Genomic DNA, 24,167 nt, shown 5'->3' with positions numbered 1-24,167 from the left:
CCTAATCGTCGTCGTGACGAGGTGTGATGGTCGCCACCGCTCCGTAACTATACATGCGTATATATACAGTCGTATGGTGCTGGTCATGAACTGGTTGCTCAAGACCGCGCGACGCGGCTGGGTGCTGCTGACGGTTGTCGGGGTCGTCACGGTCGGCGGTTTCGTCATCGACCGCTTCCACGGCGTGTTCGGCAGCCAGCATTCCGCCGAAACCCGCACGGACAACATCGTTTCGACCATCCCGAAGTACGTGACGTACGAAGTGGACGGACCCTCCGACACCACCGGGATGATCAGCTACGTCGACGAGCGGGCCCAGCCGCAACGCGAGCGCTTCACCTCACTGCCCTGGTCGAAAACCCTGACCACCACGGTGCCGAGCGTGTTCGCCAACCTCGTCGCCCAGGGCGACAGCAGCCGGCTGACCTGCCGCATCACGGTCAATGGCGAGCTGCGCGACCACCAGTCGTCCGACGGCGCTGCGGCGACCACGTTCTGCCTGGTGAAGGCAGCATGAGCGGCCAGCACAGCAGCCGGGGCCGCTATCCCCGGCTGATCCGCATCCTGTCGGTGCCGATCATCCTGATCTGGCTGGCAGCCACTGCGGCCACCAACCTGCTGGTGCCCAAACTCGAGGTCGTCGGCGCGAACAACGCCGTGTCGCTCTCCCCGCAGGACGCGCCATCGGTCATCGCGACCAAACACATCGGCACGACGTTCGGCGAATTCGATTCCGACAGTGTGCTGATGATCATCATCGAGTCGGACCAGGCACTCGGCGACACCGCACGGCAGTACTACGGCGACCTGGTGCACCAACTCGAGCAGGACACCGCACACATCGAGCACGTGCAGGACTTCTGGGGCGACCGCATCACCTCGGCCGGCTCCGAGAGCGAGGACCACAAGGCGGCCTACGTCCAGGTGAACCTGCGCGGTGACCAAGGGTCCACCGAGGGTGTCGAATCCGTGGATGCGGTGCGGCACATCGTCGACCGCAGCCATCCGCCGGCCGGGGTCAAGGCGTTCGTCACCGGCCAGGCCGCCCTGGTCGCCGACACCAACGAGGCCGGCGACAAGAGCATGGTCAAGATGACGGTCGTGACGCTCGTCGTCATCGCGTTGATGCTGCTGGTCGTATACCGCTCCATCGCAACGACATTCATCGCGCTCCTGGTCGTACTGACCGAGATGAGCATGGCCCGCGGGCTGGTCGCCGTCCTCGGTAATGCCCAGTTGATCAGTCTGTCGACCTTCGCCGTCAGCGTGCTGACCGCGCTCGCGATCGCCGCCGGCACCGACTACTGGATATTCCTGGTCGGCCGCTATCACGAGGCCCGCAATGCCGGCGAGGACCGGGAAACCGCCTACTACTCAACGTTTTCCAGCGTCTACCACGTGATCCTCGGCTCCGGCCTGACCATCGCCGGCGCCATGATGTGCCTGCTGTTCACCCGGCTGAACTACTTCAACACCCTCGCGCTGCCGTGTGCGACGGCGATGACCGTCATCCTGGTCATGGCCCTGACCTTCGCACCCGCGGTGATGGTCGTCAGCACCCACTTCGGGCTGCTGGACCCCAAGCGTGCCAACAAGACCCGCGGCTGGCGCCGGGTCGGCACCGCCGTGGTCCGGTGGCCCGGGCCCATCCTGGTCGCGGCCACCGCCGCCGCGCTGGTCGGCGTGCTGGCGCTGCCCGGATACCGCACCAACTACGACAATCGCTTCTACGTACCGAAAGACGTGCCGTCCAACATCGGTTATGCCACGGCCGAAGAGCATTTCACCTCCGCGCGGATGAACCCCGACATGTTGATGGTCGAGGCCGATCACGACCTGCGGAACTCCCGGGACATGCTGGTGCTGGACCGGATCGCCAAGAACATCTTCCGGGTGCCGGGTATCGCCCGGGTGCAGAGCATCACGCGGCCGCTCGGCCCGCCGATGGAACACGGCTCGGTGCCGTTCCAGATCAGCGCGCAGGCCGTCTCGATGAACGAGAACCTGCAGTTCCTGAAGGCCCGCCTCGGCGACGTGCAGACCATGACCGACCACCTCACCTCGATGATCGGCATCATGCGGCACATGCACGACCTCAGCGTGCAGCTGGCCGATGCCACGCACGCCGGAGATGTTGCCGCGCAGGACATGTCGGCGACCACCGCCGAGTTGCGGGACCAGATCGCCGATTTCGACGACTTCTTCCGGCCGCTGCGGAACTACTTCTACTGGGAGCCGCACTGCTTCGACATTCCGGTCTGTCACGCCATGCGCTCGGTGTTCGACGCCACCGACGGCTTCGACCGGCTGGCCGACAACACCAAGGCGCTGTCCGACGCCATGGGCAAGCTCGACGTGGTGACGCCGCAGATCGCCGCCCAACTGCCACCGCTGATCAGCCTGTCCACGGACGTCCGCAACCTGATGCAGACCATGCGCAGCACTTTCGACGGCATGGTCACCCAGATGGAACGCATGACCGACACCGCCGCGGCCATGGGTCAGACGTTCGACGACGCAAAGAACGACGACATGTTCTACCTGCCGCCAGAAGCGTTCAGCAGCCCCGACTTTCAGCGCGGCATGGAACTGATGCTCTCCCCCGACGGCAAGGCGGCCCGCTTCATCGTCACTCATGACGTTGATCCCGCCACCCTGGAAGGCATTTCGCACGTCGACGCCGAACTGCAGGCCGCCAAGGAGGCCGTCAAGGGCACGCCGCTGGCCGGCGCGAAGTTCTATCTGGGCGGTACCGCCGCGACCTACAAGGACATCCAGCAGGGCGCGCACTACGACCTGCTGATCGCCGCCCTCGCCGCCATCATCCTGATCTTCGTGGTGATGCTGCTGATCACCAGGGCCCTGGTCGCATCGATCGTCATCGTCGGCACCGTGGTGCTGTCCCTTGCCGCGTCGTTCGGCCTGTCGGTGCTGATCTGGCAGTACTTCCTGGGCATCGAGTTGCAGTGGCTGGTGATCGCCATGTCGGTCATCGTCCTGCTGGCCGTCGGCTCCGACTACAACCTGCTGGTGGTGTCCCGCTTCAAGGAGGAAATCGGCGCCGGCCTGCGCACCGGACTGATCCGTGCCACCGGCGCCACCGGCGGCGTGGTCACCGCCGCCGGCCTGGTGTTCGCGTTCACCATGATCTCGATGATCGCGAGCGATCTCCGGTCGGTCGGCCAGATCGGCACCACGATCGGACTCGGCCTGCTGTTCGACACCTTCGTGGTGCGCTCCCTGATCACCCCGTCGATCGCGGCACTGCTCGGACGCTGGTTCTGGTGGCCGCTGAAGGTCCGGAGCCGTCCCGCCCGTGCCGCTGAAACCACAAGCACAACACCGGAATTGGAGATGGCATGACGCTGCGTCCCTTCACCGATCTGACCACTGTCACCGCGATCGACTCCGGTGTGTTCACCGCCAACATCGACGGCAGGTGGACCATCGGCCCCAAGGTGCACGGGGGCTGCATGATGGCGCTGTGCGCCGCCGCCGCTCGCCAGAGTGTTCCCGACGCCGCCGACCTGGCCCCGATTGCGTTGAGCGCCAACTACCTCAACGCGCCCGATTCGGGCGAGGTCCGGCTCAGCACCACGATCCGCAAACGCGGCCGACAGGTGAACCTGGTCGAGGTCGAGCTGTCACAACGCGGCCGGGTCGCCGTCACGTGCTCGGTCACCCTGGGACAACTGGATGCGAAGCCGCCGCGCCATCAGGTGCCGCTGGAAGTCTGCTCCATGACCGTCGAGCCGCCGGCTGGTGCGGTACCGGTGACCGCTGACCATCCGCTGGGTCACGTCGTCCACGTCGCGCAGGGCTGCGACATGCGCCTGGACGCGGCAACGCCGTTCCTGACCGGCGCCGAAGGCGAGCCCGTCACCCGGATATGGTTGCGCCCCTTTGCCTCCGACGAAGCCGATCCGGACGCTGCCTTGCTCTTCGCGCTGATGGCCGGTGACATCACACCGCCGGTCACGATGAACCGCGGACACTTCGGATGGACGCCGACGGTCCAGCTGACCACCTACCTGCGGCGCCGGCCCGCACCCGGGTGGCTGCGAGTCATGGCCAGCTCCACCGTCATCGGCGACACCTGGTTCGAAGAGGACCACCTCATCGTCGATGCCAACGGCCAGGTGGTCGTACAGAGTCGCCAAATGGCGATGCTGCCGCTGGGGTCCTGACGGTCAGTACGCGGACACCGCGTTGTCTGCGACCCAACGCTTTTCGGCGTCAGAGCCCATGGGCGGCGGGATCAAGCCGTTGATCATCCAGAGGTCCTCACTGGTCTCATCGACGTGAAACTCCCAGTGCGGGTTGTCCTGCGCTTCCAAATACGGATTGAGGATCGACTTGATCCAGTGGGCAATACGGTGCCGATGGTCCTTGTCCGCGGCGCGGCGGGCGATGTGGTCGATGACCACCCGCAGCCCGACGTCGGTCTGCTCACCACCGACATACAGGTCACCCGAACGGGTTTCGTTGAAGATGACCACGACGTAGAACCGCGGCAGCCCCGCCTTCTCGTAATGATCGGTGATGCTGCGCGCCAGCGCACGCTTGTCCTCGGCGGTGAAGAAGTCCGGCGTGTGGTGAATGGTCCACAGCGGCATGCCGTCAGACCGCCATCGCGAAGGTCAGGTTCTCCACCGGACCCGACAACGCCGACTTGACACCCACCGACACCTCATCGGCCAGGACCTCGACCGCACCCGCTTCCAGTCCGTCGATGATGCGGGTCGCGATGTCCACCGCCGTCGTCTTCGGACCCGGGATATCGGCGACCATGTCGGTCTCGATCAGCCCGGCGTGCACCCCGACCACCTGCGTGCCTTGTGCCGCCAGCTCGCCGCGCAGCGAGTTGGTGACCGACCAGATCGCGGCCTTCGAGGCGCCGTACGCCGCGCTGCCGGCGACCCAGGACAGCACCGAGTGCATGTTGACCAGGGCGCCGCCGCCGTTGGCCGCCAGAATCGGGGCGAAGGCCCGAGCCACTCGCAGCGGCCCGAAGACGTTGATGTCGAAGGTCGCCTCGATATCGTCGAAACCGCCGGTCAGCAGCGAACCGGGCAGCAGGATGCCCGCGTTGTTGAAGATGATCTCGGCATCCGGTGCGAGCTCGGCGAACGCGGAAACCGATGCCTCCGAACGTACTTCGAGTTCGACCGGGATCACTTCGGGGCGCTCATCGGTGAACGACGACCGGCCCGTCGAATAGACCTTGCGCGCTCCCCGGGCCAGAAGTTCGTCGACGAGTGCGGCGCCCAGACCCCGCCGTCCGCCGGTCACCACGACCACCTTGCCTGCCACTGCGACCATCTGAAGCTCCCTTGCTGAATAACGATGACGTTACTAAGATGGAAGCACGGATATCTGAGTAACGCAAGCGTTATCCAAAAAGAGGGTGTGATGGAGTTCGAGGAAAGACTGCGCGACCGCCAGTGGTCGATCAAGGACGGCTGCTCGGTGGCCAAGCTGCTGGACCTGCTCAGCACCAAGACCGTTTTTCTCGCTGTCCGCGAAAGCCTTTTCGGTACAACGCGATTCGAAGACTTCGTCGAGCGGATCGGAACGTCCGCACCCGCGGTGTCACGCGCGCTCAAACAACTCGAGGCCGCACAACTGATGGTGCGGGTGCCCTATCAGGAGCCCGGCAAGCGGGCGCGGGACGAATACCGGCTGACCGAGGCCGGCGAAGACCTCCTGCCGGTGTACCTGGCGATGAGTCAGTGGGGCGACAAGCATCTACAGAAGGGCGGACGCGGTCCACTGTGCTTCGTCGACCGGGAGTCGGGCAACCGGGTTGGCGTGATCGTCACTGATGATCCAAATGCTGCCACCGTTTCCGCAGGTGACATCGAGATCCGGCTGAACCGGTCATGAGCTTTGCCCATTCCGGAATCAGCAACCATCGCGCCACCGTTGGAGATGAAATGACAGCGCACCCCTTCACGGACCTCACCACCGTCACCGCGGTCGGTGACGGCACCTTCACCGCCACCATCGACCCGGTGTGGACGATCGGCCCGAAGGTACACGGGGGCTGCATGATGGCAGTGTGTGCCGCGGCCGCGCAGCAGGCCATCGGTGCAGAATCCGACCTGGCACCTGTCGCCGTGAGCGCCAACTACCTGAATGCGCCGGACCCCGGCGAGGTGCAGCTGACGACAACGATCCGCAAGCATGGGCGCCAGGTCGCCCTGGTCGATGTCCAGCTGTCGCAGAACGGTCGCGCGGCAGTCAGTTGCGCGGTGACGCTCGGGCCGCTGGACGCCAAGCCGCCGCGCCACCAGGAATCGCTCGAGGTGTCCTACCTGCCGGTGGAACCACCCGCGGATGCCGTACCGGTGACCGGTGGCCACGCGGTCGGCGCGATCGTCCACGTGGCACAGGGGTGCGAGTTCCTGCTCGACGCAGCGACACCGTTCCTGTCCGGCGAGGAGGGCGACCCCGTCAACCGGATGTGGTTGCGGCCCTTCGCCGATGACGAGGCCAACCCCGACACCGCCCTGCTGTTCGCACTGATGGCAGGCGACATCACTCCCCCGGTCACCATGAATCAGGGACACTTCGGCTGGACACCCACCGTGCAGCTCACCACGTACGTGCGACGGCGGCCGGCGCCGGGATGGCTGCGGGTGCAGGCCAGCTCGACGGTGGTCGGCGAGACGTGGTTCGAGGAGGACCACGTCATCCTGGACTCCACCGGCCAGGTGGTCGTCCAGAGCCGGCAGCTCGCGATGCTGCCGCGCGGTTAGGCGCCCAGCTCCACCAGCTGGGCGTCACCCTGGATCGTCGAGAACTGTTGCCACCACACCCAATCGGTGATCGCTGCCCGCAGGTCGGCCGCGTACGGCGCGGTGTAGGCGCGGTACAGCGCCGCCGACTCCTGCAGGCGTCCGTAGACAGCCAGCTTCTCGAGGTGTGCCGTCCGATACGTCTCGCCCGTCGTCTGCATCAGCGGGCGGATCGATTCCATCCATGCCTTGCCGATGGCCGCGGGGTCGGGCGGGACCAGCTGAACCGGCTGCGGCGGCAACGCTTCATGCAACTGCGCATCCGGCCACTCGGCGAGCTTCGCGGCGGCTTCCGGAGCGATGACCTCCAAGCGGGTGCGACCCTTCATCAGGCCGTCCGTCGGAATGTCCTCGGGCGGAATGATTCTCGTCTGCAGGCTGCCGGCGAACGGCTGCACTTCCTGTTCGGTGCCGATGATCACCTTGAGCGTCTTCTCGTGGAAGGTGCACCACGCCTGCAGGGCGACGAACGGCTCGCGGACCCACCGGCCGCGCTGGCCGGCCGGGATTCGCTCGTCAGCGCTGACGAAGATCACCTGCGAGGGTAGGCACATGCCGTCCGGAATGAACGACACCCCATAGGAATTCGCGGCGATGATCTCGCCATCGGTCGTCACGCCGACCGCCCACACGAAGTTCCACGCCATCGCCGGGATCGACGGCGGCGCGTGCAACGCCGCCGCGATTCGCTCGGCAAACTGCACATCGGCGTCACCCGCGGACTTGCGCACCAGACCGGCCCGCGCCGCGGCAGCCATCGCGTCGCGTTCGGCGCGCGCCGCCGTCACCGGGATCGGCGCCGCAGCAGCGGCGTTCTGCTGCTGGTTGGTCGACATCGGCGCGACGCCCGGACCACCCGGACCACCGGCACCTGCGCCGGGTTGCGCGACCGGCGCGGCCGGCGACGGCGTCGGTGCCGGCCCCAGCGGCGCGGCCGGTGCGGCGCCGGCGGGTGTGCCGGTTGGGGCAGCGGCACTTGCCGCGCCCGCTGCCTGGGTCACCGGCGCTGCACCCGCGCCGCCGGCGCCTGTCGCCGCCCCACTTGCAGCAGCCGGAGTGCCCGACCCTGCGCCCGTCTGGGTGGCGGGTTCGGGCGTCGTGAGTGGAACCGCATTCGCCGCCGCGGACAACGGCTGCGTCGGCAGTTGTCCGAATGGGTTCTTTGGAGTCTGCGGGCCTTGGGCTTGCTGACCGGTTGGCTGGCCTGTGCCTTGGCCAGCGCCTTGTCCAGTTCCTTGGCCTGTGCCCTGGCCGGTCGGGGCGCTTGACGACGGGCTGCCAGACGTCGACGTACCAACCGACGAAGTTGATGGCGCGCCGGTCGGAGTTACACCGGGCGGCGTCGGACGCGATCCTGGTGACCCCATTGCCGCATTGATGCCACCAGCAGGTGTAGACGCAGCGGCCGGGGCACCACCGGGAGCCGCAGGTGCAGCGGCATGCGGATCGCCGGCAGGAGGTGCTCCACCAGACCCAACCTTGGTCTCCGACACACCGCCGCGCGATCCAGGCCCACCTGCCACCGGATCTCCAGCAGACGGTGCTCCACCAGACCCAACCTTGGTCTCCGACACACCGCCGCGCGGCCCAGGCCCACCTGCCACCGGATCCCCAGTAGACGGTGCTCCACCAGACCCAACCTTGGTCTCCGACACACCGCCCCGACCCCCGCCGGGCGCGGGCACGCCCCCTGGCACGCCAGGTGTCGGTTGAATACCCGTCCCATCGGGAGTCTGTATTGGTGGCGGCGCTGTGAGCAATTTGCCGTCTGCACCCGGTGTGCCCGGCGGAACACCGAGATCCTGAGCCAGGGCAGTCGCGCACGCCGATACGGCCCGTGTGTTCTCCGCCAAACCGGTCGACACGGTCATCTCGATCAGCTTTTGAAACAATCTGGCGGAATTGAAAAAAGCATTGGCAGCATCCATCTCGCCAGATTGCGCCGCTGCGTAGCCGGCCGCCATCATTGTTTGGGCCGCTTGTTCGTACCCCAGGCACGTCTGCTCAACAATCTCGGCGGTCTTGTTCACCGCATTCTTCGTCTGCACTACCGCAGATTCGGCGCGGAACACCTTTCTCGCCGCGTCATACACAGCCTTACACGCCTGCCCGTACGAACCAAGAACGCCTGTGGCAGTAGCTGCAGCAAGCCGACCTGCCTCCCCTTCCCAGTCGGACAGCTGCATCCGCTGGTGAGCGTGGTGCGGAATCACGTCGCCATCAATTCGATCACCCAACGCCATCAGCCCATTACCGAGATCGTTGAGTCGATCCTCGTCGACATCGGGAAAGGCAGCACCGACGACCGTCCGCTTCCCGTATCTGCCTTTCTTTGGGTCGCGTTCACCCTCACCGTAGCGCGGAATGGTCGCCATGACGCATCACCTTTCGGTTGGAGCTGGCGCAGGTCGCCGGATTATGTAGCGCCCAGCTACGAAAGCCGTGAACCACGGGATCGATGTCGAACATGCCAAAGCTATCTCTCAACGAGCAACGTAGCCGCAAGCCCCCGATACGACGCCAGGCGCGTATTGACCAGCCAAGTAGATGTATTGGTCGTTCGCCTGATATGTCGGTAGCGCCTGAACAAAGGTGCGTCGGTATTGGACACCCAGAAGCATAAAGTCCTGAACCAGCGGATTGGAGCTTTTGAGCGCCAATTTACTTAGCCCATCGGCCGTCGAAAACATCACCGGGACTACAGCATCGGTGAGCGACTGTAATTCCGGAGACCACTTACTCGCGGGAATTTGAGGATCAGTCGCCGCCCAGCTCTTGAATGTCGGGTCCAACAACAATTGATTCAGGGTCGGACCCAATTCCGCGCATACGGCATCGGGAGCATCAAACATCCGCTGTGGATTGGACAGATTTCCAATGGGCGCGATCGACGCGGGTGGTTCGGCAGGTGGAATCAACGACGCACGGGCCGCAGCTGAGCCGAAGGAAATAGCAGCGCAGATGTTCGTGATTACATCTCCAGCGGTCGAACCCGCACGCGCTAGATTGTCGTCGATAGGTCTGTAATTAGGAATACTGTCCGCGTATGCGCGCAGATACACGGTGAATTGACCGTACAATTCGCGCATCACCCGGTGTGTGGTCATTCTCGCTAGCGGCACAGCTTGATCGGCGGCCTTTCGCATCGCCTTCCCCACCGATTCATACAGCGCCCGAAGCTCGGGAGTCCAAGCGCTAGGTGAGATCGACGGGTCGTGCGTTGTCCAGGCTTGGCCCTCCACATCAGACAGGGTGTTAATGACGGGCGTCCACGGCGCGCACGACGGATCCTCGGTGATGACTCCAACCGGCCCAGTGTCGTTAGCACTTGCGACATCCGACGGCGCAGCCGAAGTCTCGGTGCCACTGCCTTTGCTGTCACCGCTGTTCTTCGTGCACGACACTGCAACGACGGCCGTCACCGCGATCACCGCAACCAACGAAACCGCCCCAATGGCCCACTTGGCAGCGCCACTCTTCTTCGGCGGAACCGGAGCAGGCCACGGCTGCTGCGGGCCCCACTGCCCACCCGGTCCCGGCTGGCCCGGCCAGCCACCCGGCTGCTGCGGCGGGGGCGCACCCCACGTCGGCGGTTGCGTCACAGATCGCCCTCCCTCAGAAACTCACAACGCAAACAGTCAAGACCGAAAATTACACATCGACCGCAGGATTTGCGGCGTGGCGCCCCGACCGCGGCGCAGGCGCGGAAGGCGGTACCGGTGCGGACGGGCCGCTGCTGGGCCCGGCAGCCGCGTGCTTCTTGTCGGCCTCAGGGTCCTTCTTTTCCTCGGGCTTCTCGTCCCGCTTCTCCTCGCGGGCCTTCTCGTCGCCCGGCTTGCGCTCCTCCGGCTTGAGCTGTTGACCGGCAGCACCACCGACTCCCCCGGTACCTGCGTCTGCCGGCTTGGCCCCGTCTTTACCGGCCTGTCCGGCGAGCTGCTGGACCTGCTGTCCGATCTGCTGGGCCGCCTGCATCGCGGTCTGCGGAACCGAGCCGAGTGCCTGCATGGCCTGCGCGGGCGCCTGGAAGGCCTGCATCGCCATGCCCATCATCTGGCCGAACTGGCCCATTCCACCGTCGGCACCGCCGCCAACTTTGCCCGCGGCGGACGCGGGATTGAGGCTGTCGCCGGCGGCCTTCTGGATCGTCTGCCCGCCGGCATCGTCAGCGTTCTGATAAGCGCTCTTGGCCGACGAGACCTTGCCCGCAAAGGCCTGATCTTCCGCCTGCGCAGCGGCGACCTTCTCGTTGGCGCCGTCGACCAATCCTGGGATATACGACGAGAGCATCAAGCTGACCGGATCACCGTGCGCAGGAAGATGCACCCAACCCAGGGGCGGCACCGAAGCCGCCGACCACGACAAGGTCTCCAGGTCGATCTTCAACTCACCGCTCAACGCGTCCACCCCCACATCTGGACAGTCCCGCATCTGAGATTACCCGCACCACCAACCCCAGTCCTGCACCAATCTTGCGCAGCGCTGGGTACGAGTTTGCTCAAGTCACGAGCGACAGCGGAAAAGCGCGCTAGGCGGCCGAAGTCACGCGGTAGACGTCGTACACGCCTTCGACGTTGCGCACCACGTTCAGCACGTGGCCCAGGTGCTTCGGGTCGCCCATTTCAAAAGTGAAGCGGCTGATCGCAACTCGATCGTTGGACGTGGTGACCGACGCCGACAGGATGTTGACCTTCTCGTCGGCCAGCACCCGGGTGACGTCGGACAGCAGACGGTGCCGGTCCAGCGCCTCGACCTGAATGGCCACCAGGAACACCGACGACGGCGACGGCGCCCACTTCACGTCGATGATGCGCTCGGCCTGCTGCTGCAGCGACGCGGCATTGGTGCAGTCGGTCCGGTGCACGCTGACGCCACCGCCGCGGGTCACGAACCCCATAATGTTGTCGCCGGGCACCGGCGTGCAGCACTTGGCGAGCTTGCAGAGCACCCCGGGTGCACCCGGAACCGCTACGCCCACATCGTCATTCGTGCGGCGCCGCACCGGCATGGTGGCCGGCGTCGACCGTTCGGCGATCTCGTCGGCCGCGTCGTCGTCACCACCGAGCGTGGCCACCAACCGCTGCACGACGTGCCGGGCCGAGACATGTCCCTCACCGACGGCGGTGTACAACGCCGAGACGTCCGCGTAGCGAAGTTCGCGCGCGAGCGCGGCCATCAGTTCGGCGTTCATCAACCGCTGCAACGGCATTCCGCCGCGGCGCACCTCGCGGGCGATGGCGTCCTTGCCGGTCTCCAGCGCCTCTTCACGCCGCTCTTTGGCGAACCACTGCCGAATCTTGGCCTTGGCCCGCGGCGACACCACGAACGTCTGCCAGTCACGCGACGGGCCGGCGTTCTGGGCCTTGGAGGTGAAAACCTCGACCACTTCACCGTTTTCGAGCTTGCGCTCCAGCGCCACCAGGCGGCCGTTGACGCGGGCGCCGATACAGCGGTGCCCGACCTCGGTGTGCACCGCGTACGCGAAGTCGACGGGTGTGGAACCGGCCGGCAGCGTGATCACGTCACCCTTGGGCGTGAACACGAAGATCTCCTGCACGGCAAGGTCGTAACGCAGCGACTCGAGGAACTCGCCCGGGTCGGCCGCCTCACGCTGCCAGTCGAGCAGCTGGCGCATCCATGCCATGTCGTCGATCTCGGTGGCGTGTCCGCCCGCGGGTAACCCGTTGCGGCCCTTGGCTTCCTTGTACCGCCAGTGTGCGGCGATGCCGTACTCGGCGGTGCGGTGCATGTCGATGGTGCGGATCTGCACCTCCAGTGGCTTGCCCTCCGGGCCGACGACCGTCGTGTGCAACGACTGGTAGACACCGAAGCGCGGCTGCGCGATGTAGTCCTTGAACCGCCCGGCCATCGGCTGCCACAGCGAGTGCACGACGCCGACCGCGGCGTAACAGTCGCGGATCTCGTCGCAGAGAATGCGGACACCGACCAGGTCGTGGATGTCGTCGAAGTCGCGGCCCTTGACGATCATCTTCTGGTAGATGGACCAGTAGTGCTTCGGCCGGCCTTCAACGGTCGCGTTGATCTTCATGGCCTGCAGCGAATTGGCGATCTCGGCACGCACCTTGGCCAGGTAGGTGTCACGCGACGGCGCCCGGTCGGCGACCAGCCGCACGATCTCCTCGTACCGCTTGGGGTGCAGGATCGCGAAGGACAGGTCCTCAAGCTCCCACTTGACGGTCGCCATACCGAGCCGATGGGCAAGCGGCGCAATCACTTCGAGCGTCTCGCGCGCCTTGCGGGCCTGCTTCTCCGGCGGCAGGAACCGCATGGTGCGCATGTTGTGCAGCCGGTCGGCGACCTTGATCACCAGCACGCGGGGATCGCGCGCCATGGCGATGATCATCTTGCGGATGGTCTCGGCCTCTGCCGCCGAGCCCAGCACCACTTTGTCCAGCTTGGTGACGCCGTCGACCAGATGACCGACCTCGGTGCCGAACTCGGCGGTGAGCGCCTCGAGCGTGTAGCCGGTGTCCTCGACGGTGTCGTGCAGCAGCGCGGCGACGAGCGTCGTGGTGTCCATGCCGAGCTCGGCCAGGATGTTGGCGACAGCCAGCGGATGGGTGATGTACGGATCACCGGACTTGCGCAACTGCGGCGCGTGCCGCTCCTCGGCAATCTCGTAAGCGCGCTGCAGGATCGCCAGATCGGCCTTGGGGTAGTACTCGCGGTGCACCGCGACGAGCGGCTCGAGGACGGGATTGACCAGGCTGCGCTGGGCGGTCATACGGCGGGCGAGCCGGGCACGGACACGGCGGGACGCGCTGACGGTGCCCTTGGCCGCTTCCAGTGACGCCGCCTGCGGCGGCTCGGGCGGCGCCGACTGGACCTGCGTCACCTTGTCGTCAGCCAACGCCGCACACCTCCTACACCTGGTTTGTCGAGGATAGCCCCTCAGACGACGTACAGGCTCGTGACCGGCAGCGGTTCCAGCACAGCGCGTCCACCGAGGCCGTTCAGTTCGAGTACGACCGCGGCCGCGGTCACCGTCGCACCTGCCGCCTGCAGCAGCCGGACCGTCGCAGCAACCGTTCCGCCGGTGGCGAGCACGTCGTCTATCACGACAACGCGCCGGCCGGTCAGATCGATCCCATCGGCGGGAATCTCCAGCGTGGCGGTGCCGTACTCCAGCGCGTAGGACTGGCTGTGCACCGGCGGCGGCAACTTCCCGCCCTTGCGGACCGCGAGAACTCCGGTACCCAACCGGGTCGCGACGGCGGCACCCAGCAGGAACCCGCGTGCATCGATACCGGCAACCAGATCCACACCGTCGGCGGCCTCAGCCAGTGCGGCCGTCACCGCGGCAAGCCCGCGGCCGTCGGCGAGCAACGGCGTCAGATCCTTGAACTGGATGCCCGGCTCCGGAAAGTCCGGCACCTCACGGACCAGCTCGGTGAAGAGTGCGTTGAGATCGGTCACTTGCTCCCCCAGCGGTCCATGTTCCAGCCGGCGCCCCACCGCGTGGGGTTGGCGCGCACGAGCGTCAGGTCTTTCGCCACCAGCAGGGTCCGCTGCTGGCGGTACAGCGGCAGCGTCGGCAGGTCGCCCCACAGCACCCCGGCTCCCTCACCGAGCAGGCGCGCCTGTTCCTTGGGGTCGGTGGTCACGGCCAGGGCGGCGATGACGCCGTCGACGCGTTCGTTGGCGTAACCCGACAGGTCGTTGCCGTTGCCGCTGTGCAGGGCGTACGAATCCACCACCGACGAACCGCTGGAACCACTGCCCGCGGCTCCCCCGCCACCGGACAGGAGCACGTCGATGTCGTTGGCGCGCAAGCTTTGTGCACCGACCGCCGGCGACGCGACCTCCTGCACGGTGATGCCCGCGGCGGCGCACGACTTGGTGATCGCGGCGACCACCGAGGCCAGCCGGGCATCCGGCCCGCGATACCCCATCCGCACGGTCAGGGGCTGGCCGCCCGCCGCGGCGCGCGCCCCATCCACGTCGGCGGCGGCGAACTGCCCACTGGCGTCGACGTTTTCGGCCACCGCGAGGGAATCATCCGACGCCGTATTCAGCCGGGCATTGCTGACGTAGACGCCGACCGCGGCGGCGATCGCGTCCCGCGGCGTACACAGCGCGACGGCGCGGCGCGCGGCCGGATCGGCCAGCACACCCTGGGCCGCGAAGATCAGCTGCTGAATGTCATCGGACGCGCTGTCCCTGCGCACGTAGCTCGACGGCACATCGTCCTTGCCGACCACGCCGGCGGCGATGTCGACGACCTCGGCCTTGCCGGACTTGATCCGGCTCGCGATGTCGGCGCCCCGCGGCGCCACCGTGATCTTGCCGATCACCGGCTTGGCGCCCCACCATTTGTCGTTGGCCGCCAACGTGATCGAGCCGTCCTTGGCCACCGACGCGAGCTTGTAGGGGCCGGCCGAGGGGAACTTCTTGAGGTCCGTGTCGGGCTTCAGATCCCAGGTGGTGTTCCAGGCGTCGGCGATCTTGTCGATGGTCGGCGCGTCACCGCTCTGCAGCGCCTTCGTCACGCCGCCGTCGCCGAGACCGAGCGCGTCGTCCAGGACGTGCGCCGGCAGCATCGACGTCGCCGCGAACAGCTGGCCGTAGTCGGTGATGTCGCGGTCGCGGACGAACGTCACCCTGGCGCGCTTCTGCCCCGGGGTGCAGTCGACGACCGCGATGTCGCTGTAGCCGGCGCGGCTGGCCGCGTCGAACGCCGGGAACTGCCCCGACTGCGCCGCCCAGGCCAGCACCATGTCGTCACACGTGACCGGCTTGCCGTCGGAGTAGACGGCGCTGTCGTTGATCTTGTAGTCGAGCGTCAGTGGCGCCCGGCCCATCACCGAAACGGTGCCGAAGTCACGATCGGCGACCACCTGCCCGTCGGGCCCGCGATAGTTGAACCCCGTCTGTACCCGCGAAAATGCTTGCGGCGCACCGGAAGCCGCGCCGACGACCGACGCGGTGTTGTAGGTGGGCAGCGCGCCGTCGACGATGTAGTCGACGGCGTCAGCCGAACTGTCACAACCGGACAGGCCGAAACCGGCCACCAACATCACCGCACCGGCCAAGGCGGTTCGGCGGAACCGGGCGGGCATCGAGGGCTAGCCCCGGGTGCGCTTACCCGACGGCTTACCGGTGGGCCGCAACGGCTTGGCCCCCGGCGCCGGCTTTTCCGGTGCGTTCACCGCACCGACGGTGACCTCGTCGCCACCGGTGACGCCGCGCTCGATCGACGACTTGCGGCGGTTGAGCACCCGGCGGGTGTGGTTCTTCACCAGGTCGGTGCGCTCGCGCATCGACACCAGCAGCGGGGTGGCGAAGAAGATCGACGAGTAGGTACCGACGATGACACCGACCAGCTGGACCAGCGCCAGGTCCTTGAGCGTGCCCACGCCCAGCAGCCACACCGCGACCACCATCAGCGAGATGATCGGCAGCGCCGAGATGAGGCTGGTGTTGATGGACCGCATGAAGGTCTGGTTGACCGCCAGGTTGGCCTGCTCGGCGAACGTCCGGCGGGTGGTGTGCTCGAAGCCGTGGGTGTTCTCCTCGACCTTGTCGAACACGATCACGGTGTCGTAGAGCGAGAAGCCGAGGATGGTCAACAGACCGATCACGGTGGCCGGCGTGACCTCGAACCCGACGAGCGAGTACACACCCGCCGTGCTGAGCAGGTCGAAGGCCAGCGAGGCCAGCGCTGCCAGCGCCATGTAGCGCTCGTAGCGGATGGTGATGTAGATCGAGACGATGACGATGAACACCACCAGCGCGATCAGCGCCTTCTTGGTGATCTGATCACCCCAGGTCGACGACACCGCCGAATCGCTGATGACGGCCTTGGACGCCTTGCCGTCCTCGCCCTTCGGCTGGAATGCGTCGAAGAGGGCGTTGCGCACCTTCTCGGTGTCCGCCGTCGACAGGGTCTCCGTGCGGATTTGCAGGGTGGCCGAGTCGCCGTTGCCGACGCGCACCACCGACTCGGGGGCATGGCCGAGCGTCTTGTTGAAGACGTCCTCGACAGCCTGCGGAGTGGCAGTGGTGGACACACCCGCCACCGGCATCGCGATCTTGGTTCCGCCCTCGAAATCGATACCGAAGTTGAAACCGCGGATCAGGATGCTGGCGATCATGACCAGCATGATCACGCCGCTGATCGCGTACCACATACGACGCTTGCCGATGACCTCGAATGCACCGGTACCGGTGTAGAGGCGGACGAAGAATCCGTGCTGCGGCAGGCTGCCGCCCGGCTCGGTGGCGGTGGTTTCCTCGATCTCGGTGGCCGAATCCTCTTCGGCCGCAGCCGATTCGGTCAGCTCCAGGTCGGTGTCGTCAGTTGAGTGCTTCGACATGTCGGTGTTACCCCTGTCCCGTCAGGCTGGCCGCTCGCCGCTCGCGCGCAATCTGCTGCACGGCGCCGAGACCGTTGTACGCAGGCTTGGCCATCCGCGCCGACTTCGACGCCAGGAAGACCAGCGGCCACGTCACCAGGAACACCACCACGATGTCGAGGATCGTGGTCAGGCCCAGGGTGAACGCGAAGCCCTTCACCTGTCCGACAGCCAGGATGTACAGCACCAGGGCAGCCAGGAAGGTGACCGCGTTACCCGAGACGATGGTCTTGCGGGCGCGTGCCCAACCACGTGGCACGGCCGAGCGGAAACTGCGTCCCTCTCGGATCTCGTCCTTGATGCGTTCGAAGAACACCACGAACGAGTCGGCGGTCGTACCGATACCGATGATCAGACCCGCGATACCCGCCAGGTCCAGCGTGTAGTTGATGTACCGGCCCAGGAGCACCAGGATCGCGAACACCATGGCGCCCGACGCGACCAGCGACAGCGCGGTGAGCAGGCCGAGGACCCGGTAGTAGGCCAGCGAGTAGAGCAGCACCAGACCGAGACCGATCAGACCGGCCCACAAGCCGGCGCGCAGCGACGTCAGGCCCAGCGTGGCCGACACCGTCTCCGCCTCCGACGACTCGAACGACAGCGGCAGCGAGCCGTACTTCAGCACGTTGGCCAGGTCTTTCGCCGTCGAGGCGTTGAAGTGGCCGGTGATCTGCGTGCGGCCGCCCGGGATCGCCTCCTGGATGGCCGGCGCGCTGACGACCTGGGAGTCGAGCACGAACGCGGTCTGGGTGCCGATGTTCTTGGCAGTGAAGTCGGCCCACACCTCGGCGGCCTTCTCCTTGAACGTGACGTCGACGACGTACTCGCCCTGCTGCTGGTTCAGACCGGACGACGCGTCCTTGATCTCGTCACCGCTGATGATCGACTTGTCCAGCAGGTAGACCTCTTTGTGGTCCTTGGAGCAGGTCACCAGCGGCAGGTTCGGGTCGTCGTTGCCGGCCAGCACGTCCTGCTGGTCGCAGCGGGTGGCCTGGAACTGCAGAGCCAGCAGCTGGATCTGCGGCTGCGTGCTCTGACGCAGGGCCTTCTCGTCGGCGATGCGCTGGGCCAGTTCGGCCTTGGGGCCGTGCGCTCCCGGCGCGGGCGCGGGGGCACCCGGTGCGGGGACGCCCGGTGCGCCCGGGGCCGGAGCGGCGGGGGCACCCGGTTCAGGTGCACCCGGAGCGGCAGGTGCCGGCGGGGCAGGCGTGGCCGAGGTGTCCGACGGCGCCGGGGTCGGCTCCTCCGGGAAGGGCCGCGGCTGCGGGGCCGGGGCGGGTGCCGGCTCGGTCGAGGCCGGGTGCGCGGGCATGCCCGGCGTCGGCGGGACGACCGGGGCCTCCGGCTCGGCGGGCGCGATCAGCGGCGGCATACCGGGCATGCCGGGCAGACCACCGGGCCCGCCGGGGATGCCACCGGGAGCCGGAGCAGCCGGCGCGGCGGGCTTCGCGGGCTGCGCGCCCTGCGCCGGGATGACGTGCACGACGGGCCGGATGTACAGCCGCGCGGTCTGGCCCAGGTTGCGGGCCTCGCTGCCGTCCTGGCCGGGCACCGTGATGATCAGGTTCGAACCGTCGATCACAACCTCGGAACCCGAGACACCGAGGCCGTTCACACGGGCGCCGATGATCTCCTGGGCCTGGATCAGCGCCTCGCGGGTCGGCGTCGAGCCGTCAGGGGTACGTGCAGTCAGGGTGACCCGGGTACCGCCCTGCAGGTCGATGCCCAGCTTGGGCTTGGCCTGCTTGTCGCCGGTGAGAAACACCAGAAGGTAGGCGCCGATCAGCAGCGCCAGGAACAACGACAAATAGCGGTATGGGTGCACCGGCGCCGAAGACGATGCCACGGTTCTAGGGTCTCCTTGAGATCGGTACGTCAGCCCCGCAAAGGGTACGTGTTGGAGCGGGAATGTCAGCCTTCGGTCTTCGGCGCGCCCTCTTCGACGGCAGCCGAGGTCACGTCCTCAGCGGCGGCCTCGGTCTCGGGCTCGATGCGGTCGCGCACGGCGAGCTTCATCCAGGTGGTGACGACGCCGGGAGCGATCTCCAGATCCACGTTGTCGTCGTCGATCCGGGCGATGGTGCCTTGCAGACCGGACGTGGTGTGCACGCGGTCGCCCACCTTCAGCGAGTTGTGCAGGTCGATCGTGGCCTGCATCTGCTTCCGCTGCCGCCGCGACGCGAAGAACATGAAGGCACCCATGACCAGGAGCAGCGGCAGGAAGACGACCAAATCCATGACAGCGAAAATCTTTCGTTCTGTTGAGTCTGTGAACAGGCAAGCGGGCCGGACCAGCCGTACGCCGTGCCGCGGTAGAGACCAGTGTGCCATCAAGGGCGTCAACGCCGACCACCACACCGCGTGCGATTCCACGACCCATCAAGCGGGACATCGCACTAGCAATTATTTTCGCGAAAGTAAGATGGGAATTTCGTGCGGATAAGCCTCTACGCCGTGCAATCCAGTTAACAATGCGCTAGCTTTTCCCGGGTGTGAGGGAGGTTCGGGACGTTGGCCTGGCAGCGAATTCGGCAATGGTGGCACCGGCCCGACCACTATGAATGGCTGTCCGCGTACATCGAGAACCGTGGCCTGCAGCCCTACACCCGCATCATCGTCGGACTGATCGTCCTCAGTGGCGGCGCGGTCGGCCTCGCGACGATCTGGAGTCCGTCCGGCCCGGCGACCGTCTTCTCCGTCGCGGTGCCGGTCGTCGCCGGTGTCGTCGCCATCGGGTGCTCGATCGTGTGGCTGACGCGCTGGCCGCGCCGGCGCCAGTCCACCGTGATCGTGATCCTGCTGCAGTTCTGTATCGCCGGCGTGTGTCTGGTGCAGCGCGACCCCAAGGCGGCGGCTCTGGGCGGCTTTGTGTTCGCGCTGCTCGCCGCGTACGTGGCGTCCTTCCACACGTCCAAATACCTGGCGTCGGTGGCCGTGACCGCCATCCTGACCGCCGCGACCTGCGGGGTCCGACTGGCGGAGCAAGGCGATCCGCAGCTGGCTGCCGCAGTGTTCGTCGGGCTCGTCGCCAACACGCTGCTGCTCCCGCTCGCCGTGCATGTGCTGGTGATGCTGCTGGGCGACGACTCCGCCGTGGCCCACCTGGACCCACTGACGCAATTGCCCAATCGCCGCGGTTTCGAACAGGCCATCCGCCCGCTGCTCGCCGGTCCCCACGCCGAATCCGAGATCAGCGTCATCCTCCTGGACCTGGACGACTTCAAACGCATCAACGACACGCTCGGGCACGCCGTCGGCGACCGGGTTCTGATGGACGTCGCCGGGGCCATCATGAACGCCCTGCCCAAAGGTGCGGTCGCGGCTCGGATCGGCGGCGAGGAGTTCGTCATCGCCATCCGTGGCAATCAGGCCACTGCCCTGCGCTTCACCGAGCGGCTACGCCGGAGCATCGCCACGAAGCCGTGGTACATGACGGCGAGCTTCGGGATCGCCCACGCGCCGGCCGGCAGCCGGCCGGTCATGGACCAGCTCCTGGCGTCGGCCGACCACGCCATGTATGTCGCCAAACGCGCCGGCGGCGATCAGGTGAGCACGCACCTGCTGTCACATCACTGACGGCTCAGGCCGAATAGCCGACCGGCAGCAACACGTCGCCCGATGTGGTCCGGAAGTAGACCTGCCATTGGTAGTAGCCCGCGAACGCGGCGGGATCGGCAGCCAGCACTGCCGCATAGTCGTTGACGGCACGGACATACGCGCCGGAATGGTTGTAGTGGTGCAGGGCGCCGTCATGGTCGGTGGCGAAACCGTTGGCCGCCAGATAGCGGCCCGCCGCGAGAATCGAATCGCGCGGCGAACGGATGTCACCGGAGCCGTACGCGGCGAACGTCGACGGCAGGAACTGCATGGGCCCCTGTGCCCCGGCCGTGCTGTCGCCGTTGATCCGGCCGAACCGCGACTCGATCAGGTTGATCGCCGCCAGGTACGTCCAGTCGACCCCGGATGCCGCCTGCGCCTCGCGGTAGTAGCCGAGCAGTTCGTCGGCGGGCGCCGGCGGCTGGATGGTCCACGGCGGGAGGTTGTCGCGCGGAGGTGTCATCCCGGCCAGCTGCCGGCCGGCGTCGACGTTGCGGCCGTACGCCGCGGCCAGTGCCGGCGGGATGCGCGGCGCGATGACCGCATCCCACTCCGGATGCCTGGCGATCTCGCGATAGGCGACCTGCTGCCGGTGCGCAGCGTCGATCAACGCGGGCTCCGGCGTCGCCGGATCCCGCACGGCCTGCTCGTCGGCGACGAGCGTGTCGGCCAGCTGCACCGGGTCGGGAGGCGGATCCGCGGCGGACGTGCCGCCACCGGTGAAGGCCAACACGACGGCGGCAGCGACGGTCGCGCAGCGACGAATCACCCCAGCGATCCGATCAACAACGCGACGATGCCGAGCACCGGGAAGATGCCCTGCGTGATGGCGGCCCGCGCTTTCTCCGGGGACGACAGCAACAGCACCAGCGCTGCGGCGGCCATCGACCCGATGCCGGCGAAGATCAGCGCCAGCCCGACCGCGTTACATCCCAAGATGATCGCCGCGATACCGACGGCGGTGACGATCGCCAGGAACAGGTTGTAGAACCCCTGGTTGAACGCCAGCTCCTTGGTGTCCACCGCCTGTTGCTCGGTGAGCCCGAAGGTGGCTCGGGTCCGCGGCGAAGTCCAGGTGAGCGACTCCATCACGAAGATGTACACGTGCAGCAGCGCGGCGAGGCCGGCAACGATCAACCCTGCGGTCAGCATGGGTCCTATTCAAACAGCCCGGCCTGTCCAAGTCCGTTTATCGGCGGTTGCAGGCCCAGGTGCGTCCACGCCTGCGGCGTCGCCACGCGCCCCCGCGGCGTCCGGGCGATCATCCCGGCCCGCACCAGGAACGGCTCGCACACCTCCTCGACGGTGGTGGCCTCCTCCCCGACCGCGACCGCCAGCGTCGAGACCCCGACCGGGCCGCCCCCGAAACTCTTTGTCAGCGCGGTCAATACGGCCCGGTCCAGCCGGTCCAGGCCGAGCTCGTCGACGTCATAGACGGCGAGTGCGGCCTTGGCCACGTCGCGGGTGATGACGCCGTCGGCACGGACCTCGGCATAGTCCCGGACCCGGCGCAGCAGCCGGTTCGCGATACGGGGCGTGCCGCGGGACCGCCGAGCCACTTCGGCACCGGCTTCGGCACCGAGTTCGATGCCGAGGATGCCGGCCGACCGGGCGAGCACCCGCTCCAGCTCGGGCGGTTCGTAGAAGTCCATGTGTGCCGTGAACCCGAACCGGTCACGCAACGGGCCGGTCAGTGCGCCCGACCTTGTCGTCGCCCCGACCAGGGTGAACGGCGCGACCTCCAGCGGAATCGACGTCGCGCCGGGTCCCTTACCGACCACCACGTCGACCCGGAAGTCCTCCATGGCGAGGTACAGCATCTCTTCGGCGGGCCGGGCGATGCGATGGATTTCGTCGATGAACAAAACGTCGCCCTCGACCAGGTTGCTGAGCATGGCGGCCAGGTCGCCGGCGCGCTCCAGCGCAGGCCCGGAGGTGACACGCAGCGACGACCCCAGCTCGGCGGCGATGATCATGGCCAGCGACGTCTTGCCCAGACCGGGCGGGCCGGACAGCAGGATGTGGTCGGGGGTACCGCCGCGGTTCTTGGCGCCTTCGAGCACCAGCTGCAGCTGCTCGCGGACCCGGGGCTGGCCGATGAACTCGCGTAGCGATTTGGGCCGCAGGCTGGCGTCGACGTCGCCCTCGCCGACAGTGAGTGCGGGCGAGACGTCCCGCTCGTCGGGCTCGGTGCCCTCGTCCTCGAACCGGCTCACTTCTTACCCAGCATCGACAGGGCCGACCGCAGCGCGGTGGCGGTGTTGGCGTCCGGATCGTTGGCCAGCACCTTGTCGGTGGCCTCTTCGGCCTGCTTGGCCGGAAAGCCAAGTCCGACAAGGGCTTCCACGACGGGACCGCGAATGGAGTGGCCACCGGCGACGCCCGCTCCGGCACCCGTCGTCGCACCGATCTTGTCGCGCAGTTCCAGGACCATGCGTTCGGCGCCGCGCTTGCCGATGCCCGGCACCCGGGTGAGAGCGGTGACGTCGCCGTCGGCCAGCGCCTGCCGCAGGGTCGGGGCGTCGTAGACCGCGAGGGTCGCCAGCGCGATCTTGGGGCCGACGCCCGAGACGCCGAGCAGCGTGTTGAACAGGTCGCGGGCGTCGGAGTCGGCGAAGCCGTACAGGGTCTGCGAATCCTCGCGCACGATCATGGCGGTGATCAGCCGTGACTCGGTGCCGCGGCGCAGCGTGGACAGCGTCGCGGGGGTGGCCATGATCTTGTAGCCGACACCGGCGGCCTCGATCACCGCGTGATCGAGCGCGATGTCGATGACCTCGCCACGGACCGATGCGATCATGCGCGCGCCGCCTTCACCTTCGCTGCGTACTGCTTCTTGAACTCCGCGGCCTTGGCCTCCGCCGCGGCCATCCGGGCGATCATGGGCGCCCGCCAGCAGTGGCAGATGGCCAGCGCGAGCGCGTCAGCCGCGTCGGCCGGAGTCGGTTTCTGTTGCAGCCCAAGAATTTTGGTGACCATGGTGGTGACCTGAGCCTTGTCCGCACGACCGTTTCCGGTGACCGCGGCCTTCACCTCACTGGGCGTGTGGAAGTACACGTCGATGCCCCGGCGCGCCGCCGCCAGCGCGATGACGCCGCCGGCCTGTGCAGTGCCCATGGCGGTGTTGGCGTTCTGGTTGGCGAAGACCCGCTCGATGGCGATGACGTCGGGACGATGCGTGTCCATCCAGTGCTCGACGGTGTCGCTGATGGTCAGCAGCCGCCGCTGCAGTTCGACGTCGGACGGGGTGCGCACCACGTCGACATCGAGCGCGGTCACCTTGCGCCCCGTGCCTCCCTCGATCATCGAGAGACCACAGCGCGTCAGACCAGGGTCGACGCCCATCACCCGCACGCCCACTCCTCACTAGGTCCCGAACAGCTGTTCGATAGCT

23 protein-coding genes are annotated in these 24,167 nt (G+C 67.0%); 6 read left to right on the top strand and 17 right to left on the bottom strand.

Annotation, left to right across the window (positions count from 1 at the left end; genetic code table 11):
* The first annotated feature begins 85 nt into the window (after positions 1-85).
* From ACJH6I_RS01470 to ACJH6I_RS01460, 3 genes are read left to right on the top strand one after another with little or no spacing between them, the layout of a single operon-like run.
* Complete coding sequence (locus tag ACJH6I_RS01470; RefSeq protein WP_318984465.1) at positions 86-517, top strand: MmpS family transport accessory protein; 432 nt, start codon at positions 86-88, stop codon at positions 515-517.
* The gene (locus ACJH6I_RS01465) at positions 514-3,363 is read left to right on the top strand and encodes an MMPL family transporter (RefSeq protein ID WP_318984464.1); all 2,850 of its coding nucleotides are present in this window, start codon (positions 514-516) and stop codon (positions 3,361-3,363) included. The genes ACJH6I_RS01470 and ACJH6I_RS01465 overlap by 4 nt, the downstream gene beginning before the upstream one ends.
* Positions 3,360-4,187, top strand: a complete 828-nt coding sequence (locus ACJH6I_RS01460; protein WP_318984463.1) for a thioesterase family protein — start codon at positions 3,360-3,362, stop codon at positions 4,185-4,187. Before ACJH6I_RS01465 ends, ACJH6I_RS01460 begins: the two co-directional genes overlap by 4 nt.
* A 3-nt stretch (positions 4,188-4,190) precedes the next feature.
* Here ACJH6I_RS01460 and ACJH6I_RS01455 read toward each other — a convergent pair whose 3' ends face one another.
* Entirely contained in the window at positions 4,191-4,616 is a 426-nt protein-coding gene (locus ACJH6I_RS01455; RefSeq protein WP_064858998.1) for a tautomerase family protein, read from the bottom strand.
* 4 nt (positions 4,617-4,620) lie between these two features.
* Positions 4,621-5,322, bottom strand: a complete 702-nt coding sequence (locus tag ACJH6I_RS01450; RefSeq protein WP_318984462.1) for an SDR family oxidoreductase — start codon at positions 5,320-5,322, stop codon at positions 4,621-4,623.
* A 90-nt stretch (positions 5,323-5,412) separates the two neighbouring features.
* Between ACJH6I_RS01450 and ACJH6I_RS01445 the strand changes: the two genes are divergently transcribed.
* A complete protein-coding gene (locus ACJH6I_RS01445; RefSeq protein ID WP_064858996.1) occupies positions 5,413-5,886 on the top strand; it encodes a helix-turn-helix domain-containing protein in 474 nt (157 codons plus the stop codon).
* A gap of 50 nt (positions 5,887-5,936) precedes the next feature.
* The gene (locus tag ACJH6I_RS01440) at positions 5,937-6,761 is read left to right on the top strand and encodes a thioesterase family protein (protein WP_318984461.1); all 825 of its coding nucleotides are present in this window, start codon (positions 5,937-5,939) and stop codon (positions 6,759-6,761) included.
* Here ACJH6I_RS01440 and ACJH6I_RS01435 read toward each other — a convergent pair.
* The 10 genes from ACJH6I_RS01435 to yajC all read right to left on the bottom strand — a co-directional run bounded on the left by ACJH6I_RS01435 (position 6,758) and on the right by yajC (position 19,414).
* Positions 6,758-7,801 (bottom strand): secretion protein EccK, encoded by a 1,044-nt coding sequence (locus ACJH6I_RS01435; RefSeq protein ID WP_318984460.1) that lies wholly within the window; start codon positions 7,799-7,801, stop codon positions 6,758-6,760. The genes ACJH6I_RS01440 and ACJH6I_RS01435 overlap by 4 nt on opposite strands.
* Before the next feature lie 326 nt (positions 7,802-8,127).
* Positions 8,128-8,349 carry a hypothetical protein gene (locus ACJH6I_RS01430; RefSeq protein ID WP_318984459.1) on the bottom strand — a complete coding sequence of 74 codons (222 nt, stop codon included), beginning with the start codon at positions 8,347-8,349 and terminating at the stop codon, positions 8,128-8,130.
* Positions 8,350-9,283: 934 nt separating this feature from the next.
* On the bottom strand, positions 9,284-10,402 hold the full coding sequence (locus tag ACJH6I_RS01425) for a Vmc-like lipoprotein signal peptide domain-containing protein (protein ID WP_318984458.1): 1,119 nt from the start codon (positions 10,400-10,402) through the stop codon (positions 9,284-9,286).
* Between the two features lie 49 nt (positions 10,403-10,451).
* Positions 10,452-11,198 carry a hypothetical protein gene (locus tag ACJH6I_RS01420; protein WP_318984457.1) on the bottom strand — a complete coding sequence of 249 codons (747 nt, stop codon included), beginning with the start codon at positions 11,196-11,198 and terminating at the stop codon, positions 10,452-10,454.
* A 130-nt stretch (positions 11,199-11,328) separates the two neighbouring features.
* Positions 11,329-13,671 (bottom strand): bifunctional (p)ppGpp synthetase/guanosine-3',5'-bis(diphosphate) 3'-pyrophosphohydrolase, encoded by a 2,343-nt coding sequence (locus ACJH6I_RS01415; protein ID WP_212811621.1) that lies wholly within the window; start codon positions 13,669-13,671, stop codon positions 11,329-11,331.
* Positions 13,672-13,712: 41 nt separating this feature from the next.
* Positions 13,713-14,237, bottom strand: coding sequence for an adenine phosphoribosyltransferase (locus ACJH6I_RS01410; RefSeq protein ID WP_318984456.1), 525 nt, complete (start codon positions 14,235-14,237; stop codon positions 13,713-13,715).
* Positions 14,234-15,880: an ABC transporter substrate-binding protein gene (locus tag ACJH6I_RS01405; protein WP_318984455.1), complete on the bottom strand. Its 1,647-nt coding sequence runs from the start codon at positions 15,878-15,880 to the stop codon at positions 14,234-14,236. Before ACJH6I_RS01405 ends, ACJH6I_RS01410 begins: the two co-directional genes overlap by 4 nt.
* 6 nt (positions 15,881-15,886) lie before the next feature.
* Complete coding sequence (gene secF, locus ACJH6I_RS01400; RefSeq protein ID WP_212811624.1) at positions 15,887-17,137, bottom strand: protein translocase subunit SecF; 1,251 nt, start codon at positions 17,135-17,137, stop codon at positions 15,887-15,889.
* A gap of 7 nt (positions 17,138-17,144) precedes the next feature.
* On the bottom strand, positions 17,145-19,022 hold the full coding sequence (gene secD / locus ACJH6I_RS01395; protein WP_212811625.1) for a protein translocase subunit SecD: 1,878 nt from the start codon (positions 19,020-19,022) through the stop codon (positions 17,145-17,147).
* A 65-nt stretch (positions 19,023-19,087) separates the two neighbouring features.
* Positions 19,088-19,414, bottom strand: a complete 327-nt coding sequence (gene yajC, locus ACJH6I_RS01390) for a preprotein translocase subunit YajC (RefSeq protein ID WP_212811626.1) — start codon at positions 19,412-19,414, stop codon at positions 19,088-19,090.
* Between the two features lie 273 nt (positions 19,415-19,687).
* On the opposite strand from yajC, the gene ACJH6I_RS01385 reads away from it, so the two are divergent.
* Positions 19,688-20,752: a GGDEF domain-containing protein gene (locus ACJH6I_RS01385; RefSeq protein ID WP_318984454.1), complete on the top strand. Its 1,065-nt coding sequence runs from the start codon at positions 19,688-19,690 to the stop codon at positions 20,750-20,752.
* A gap of 4 nt (positions 20,753-20,756) precedes the next feature.
* On the opposite strand, the gene ACJH6I_RS01380 is transcribed toward ACJH6I_RS01385, so the two are convergent.
* The 5 genes from ACJH6I_RS01380 to ruvC are packed head-to-tail and all read right to left on the bottom strand — an operon-like array spanning position 20,757 to position 24,127.
* On the bottom strand, positions 20,757-21,506 hold the full coding sequence (locus ACJH6I_RS01380; RefSeq protein ID WP_318984619.1) for a transglycosylase SLT domain-containing protein: 750 nt from the start codon (positions 21,504-21,506) through the stop codon (positions 20,757-20,759).
* Positions 21,507-21,538: 32 nt separating this feature from the next.
* The gene (locus tag ACJH6I_RS01375) at positions 21,539-21,925 is read right to left on the bottom strand and encodes a DUF1304 domain-containing protein (protein WP_318984453.1); all 387 of its coding nucleotides are present in this window, start codon (positions 21,923-21,925) and stop codon (positions 21,539-21,541) included.
* Positions 21,926-21,930: 5 nt separating this feature from the next.
* Positions 21,931-22,989: a Holliday junction branch migration DNA helicase RuvB gene (gene ruvB / locus ACJH6I_RS01370; RefSeq protein ID WP_212811629.1), complete on the bottom strand. Its 1,059-nt coding sequence runs from the start codon at positions 22,987-22,989 to the stop codon at positions 21,931-21,933.
* Complete coding sequence (gene ruvA, locus ACJH6I_RS01365; protein ID WP_318984452.1) at positions 22,986-23,573, bottom strand: Holliday junction branch migration protein RuvA; 588 nt, start codon at positions 23,571-23,573, stop codon at positions 22,986-22,988. Before ruvA ends, ruvB begins: the two co-directional genes overlap by 4 nt.
* The gene (gene ruvC, locus ACJH6I_RS01360; protein ID WP_212811631.1) at positions 23,570-24,127 is read right to left on the bottom strand and encodes a crossover junction endodeoxyribonuclease RuvC; all 558 of its coding nucleotides are present in this window, start codon (positions 24,125-24,127) and stop codon (positions 23,570-23,572) included. Before ruvC ends, ruvA begins: the two co-directional genes overlap by 4 nt.
* Positions 24,128-24,167: the final 40 nt, after the last annotated feature.

The sequence above is a fragment of the Mycobacterium sp. SMC-13 genome, assembly GCF_045311035.1.
Taxonomy (GTDB): domain Bacteria; phylum Actinomycetota; class Actinomycetes; order Mycobacteriales; family Mycobacteriaceae; genus Mycobacterium.
This window is presented reverse-complemented; position numbering and strand designations above follow the sequence as displayed.

Coding starts and splice junctions, on each gene's coding strand:
- secF (WP_212811624.1), bottom strand. CDS start 17,137: ATGTCGAAGCACTCAACTGACGACACCGACCTGGAGCTGACCGAATCG.
- ACJH6I_RS01460 (WP_318984463.1), top strand. CDS start 3,360: ATGACGCTGCGTCCCTTCACCGATCTGACCACTGTCACCGCGATCGAC.
- ACJH6I_RS01440 (WP_318984461.1), top strand. CDS start 5,937: ATGACAGCGCACCCCTTCACGGACCTCACCACCGTCACCGCGGTCGGT.
- ACJH6I_RS01455 (WP_064858998.1), bottom strand. CDS start 4,616: ATGCCGCTGTGGACCATTCACCACACGCCGGACTTCTTCACCGCCGAG.
- ACJH6I_RS01405 (WP_318984455.1), bottom strand. CDS start 15,880: ATGCCCGCCCGGTTCCGCCGAACCGCCTTGGCCGGTGCGGTGATGTTG.
- ACJH6I_RS01445 (WP_064858996.1), top strand. CDS start 5,413: ATGGAGTTCGAGGAAAGACTGCGCGACCGCCAGTGGTCGATCAAGGAC.
- ACJH6I_RS01450 (WP_318984462.1), bottom strand. CDS start 5,322: ATGGTCGCAGTGGCAGGCAAGGTGGTCGTGGTGACCGGCGGACGGCGG.
- ACJH6I_RS01470 (WP_318984465.1), top strand. CDS start 86: ATGAACTGGTTGCTCAAGACCGCGCGACGCGGCTGGGTGCTGCTGACG.
- ACJH6I_RS01465 (WP_318984464.1), top strand. CDS start 514: ATGAGCGGCCAGCACAGCAGCCGGGGCCGCTATCCCCGGCTGATCCGC.
- yajC (WP_212811626.1), bottom strand. CDS start 19,414: ATGGATTTGGTCGTCTTCCTGCCGCTGCTCCTGGTCATGGGTGCCTTC.
- ruvA (WP_318984452.1), bottom strand. CDS start 23,573: ATGATCGCATCGGTCCGTGGCGAGGTCATCGACATCGCGCTCGATCAC.
- ACJH6I_RS01375 (WP_318984453.1), bottom strand. CDS start 21,925: ATGCTGACCGCAGGGTTGATCGTTGCCGGCCTCGCCGCGCTGCTGCAC.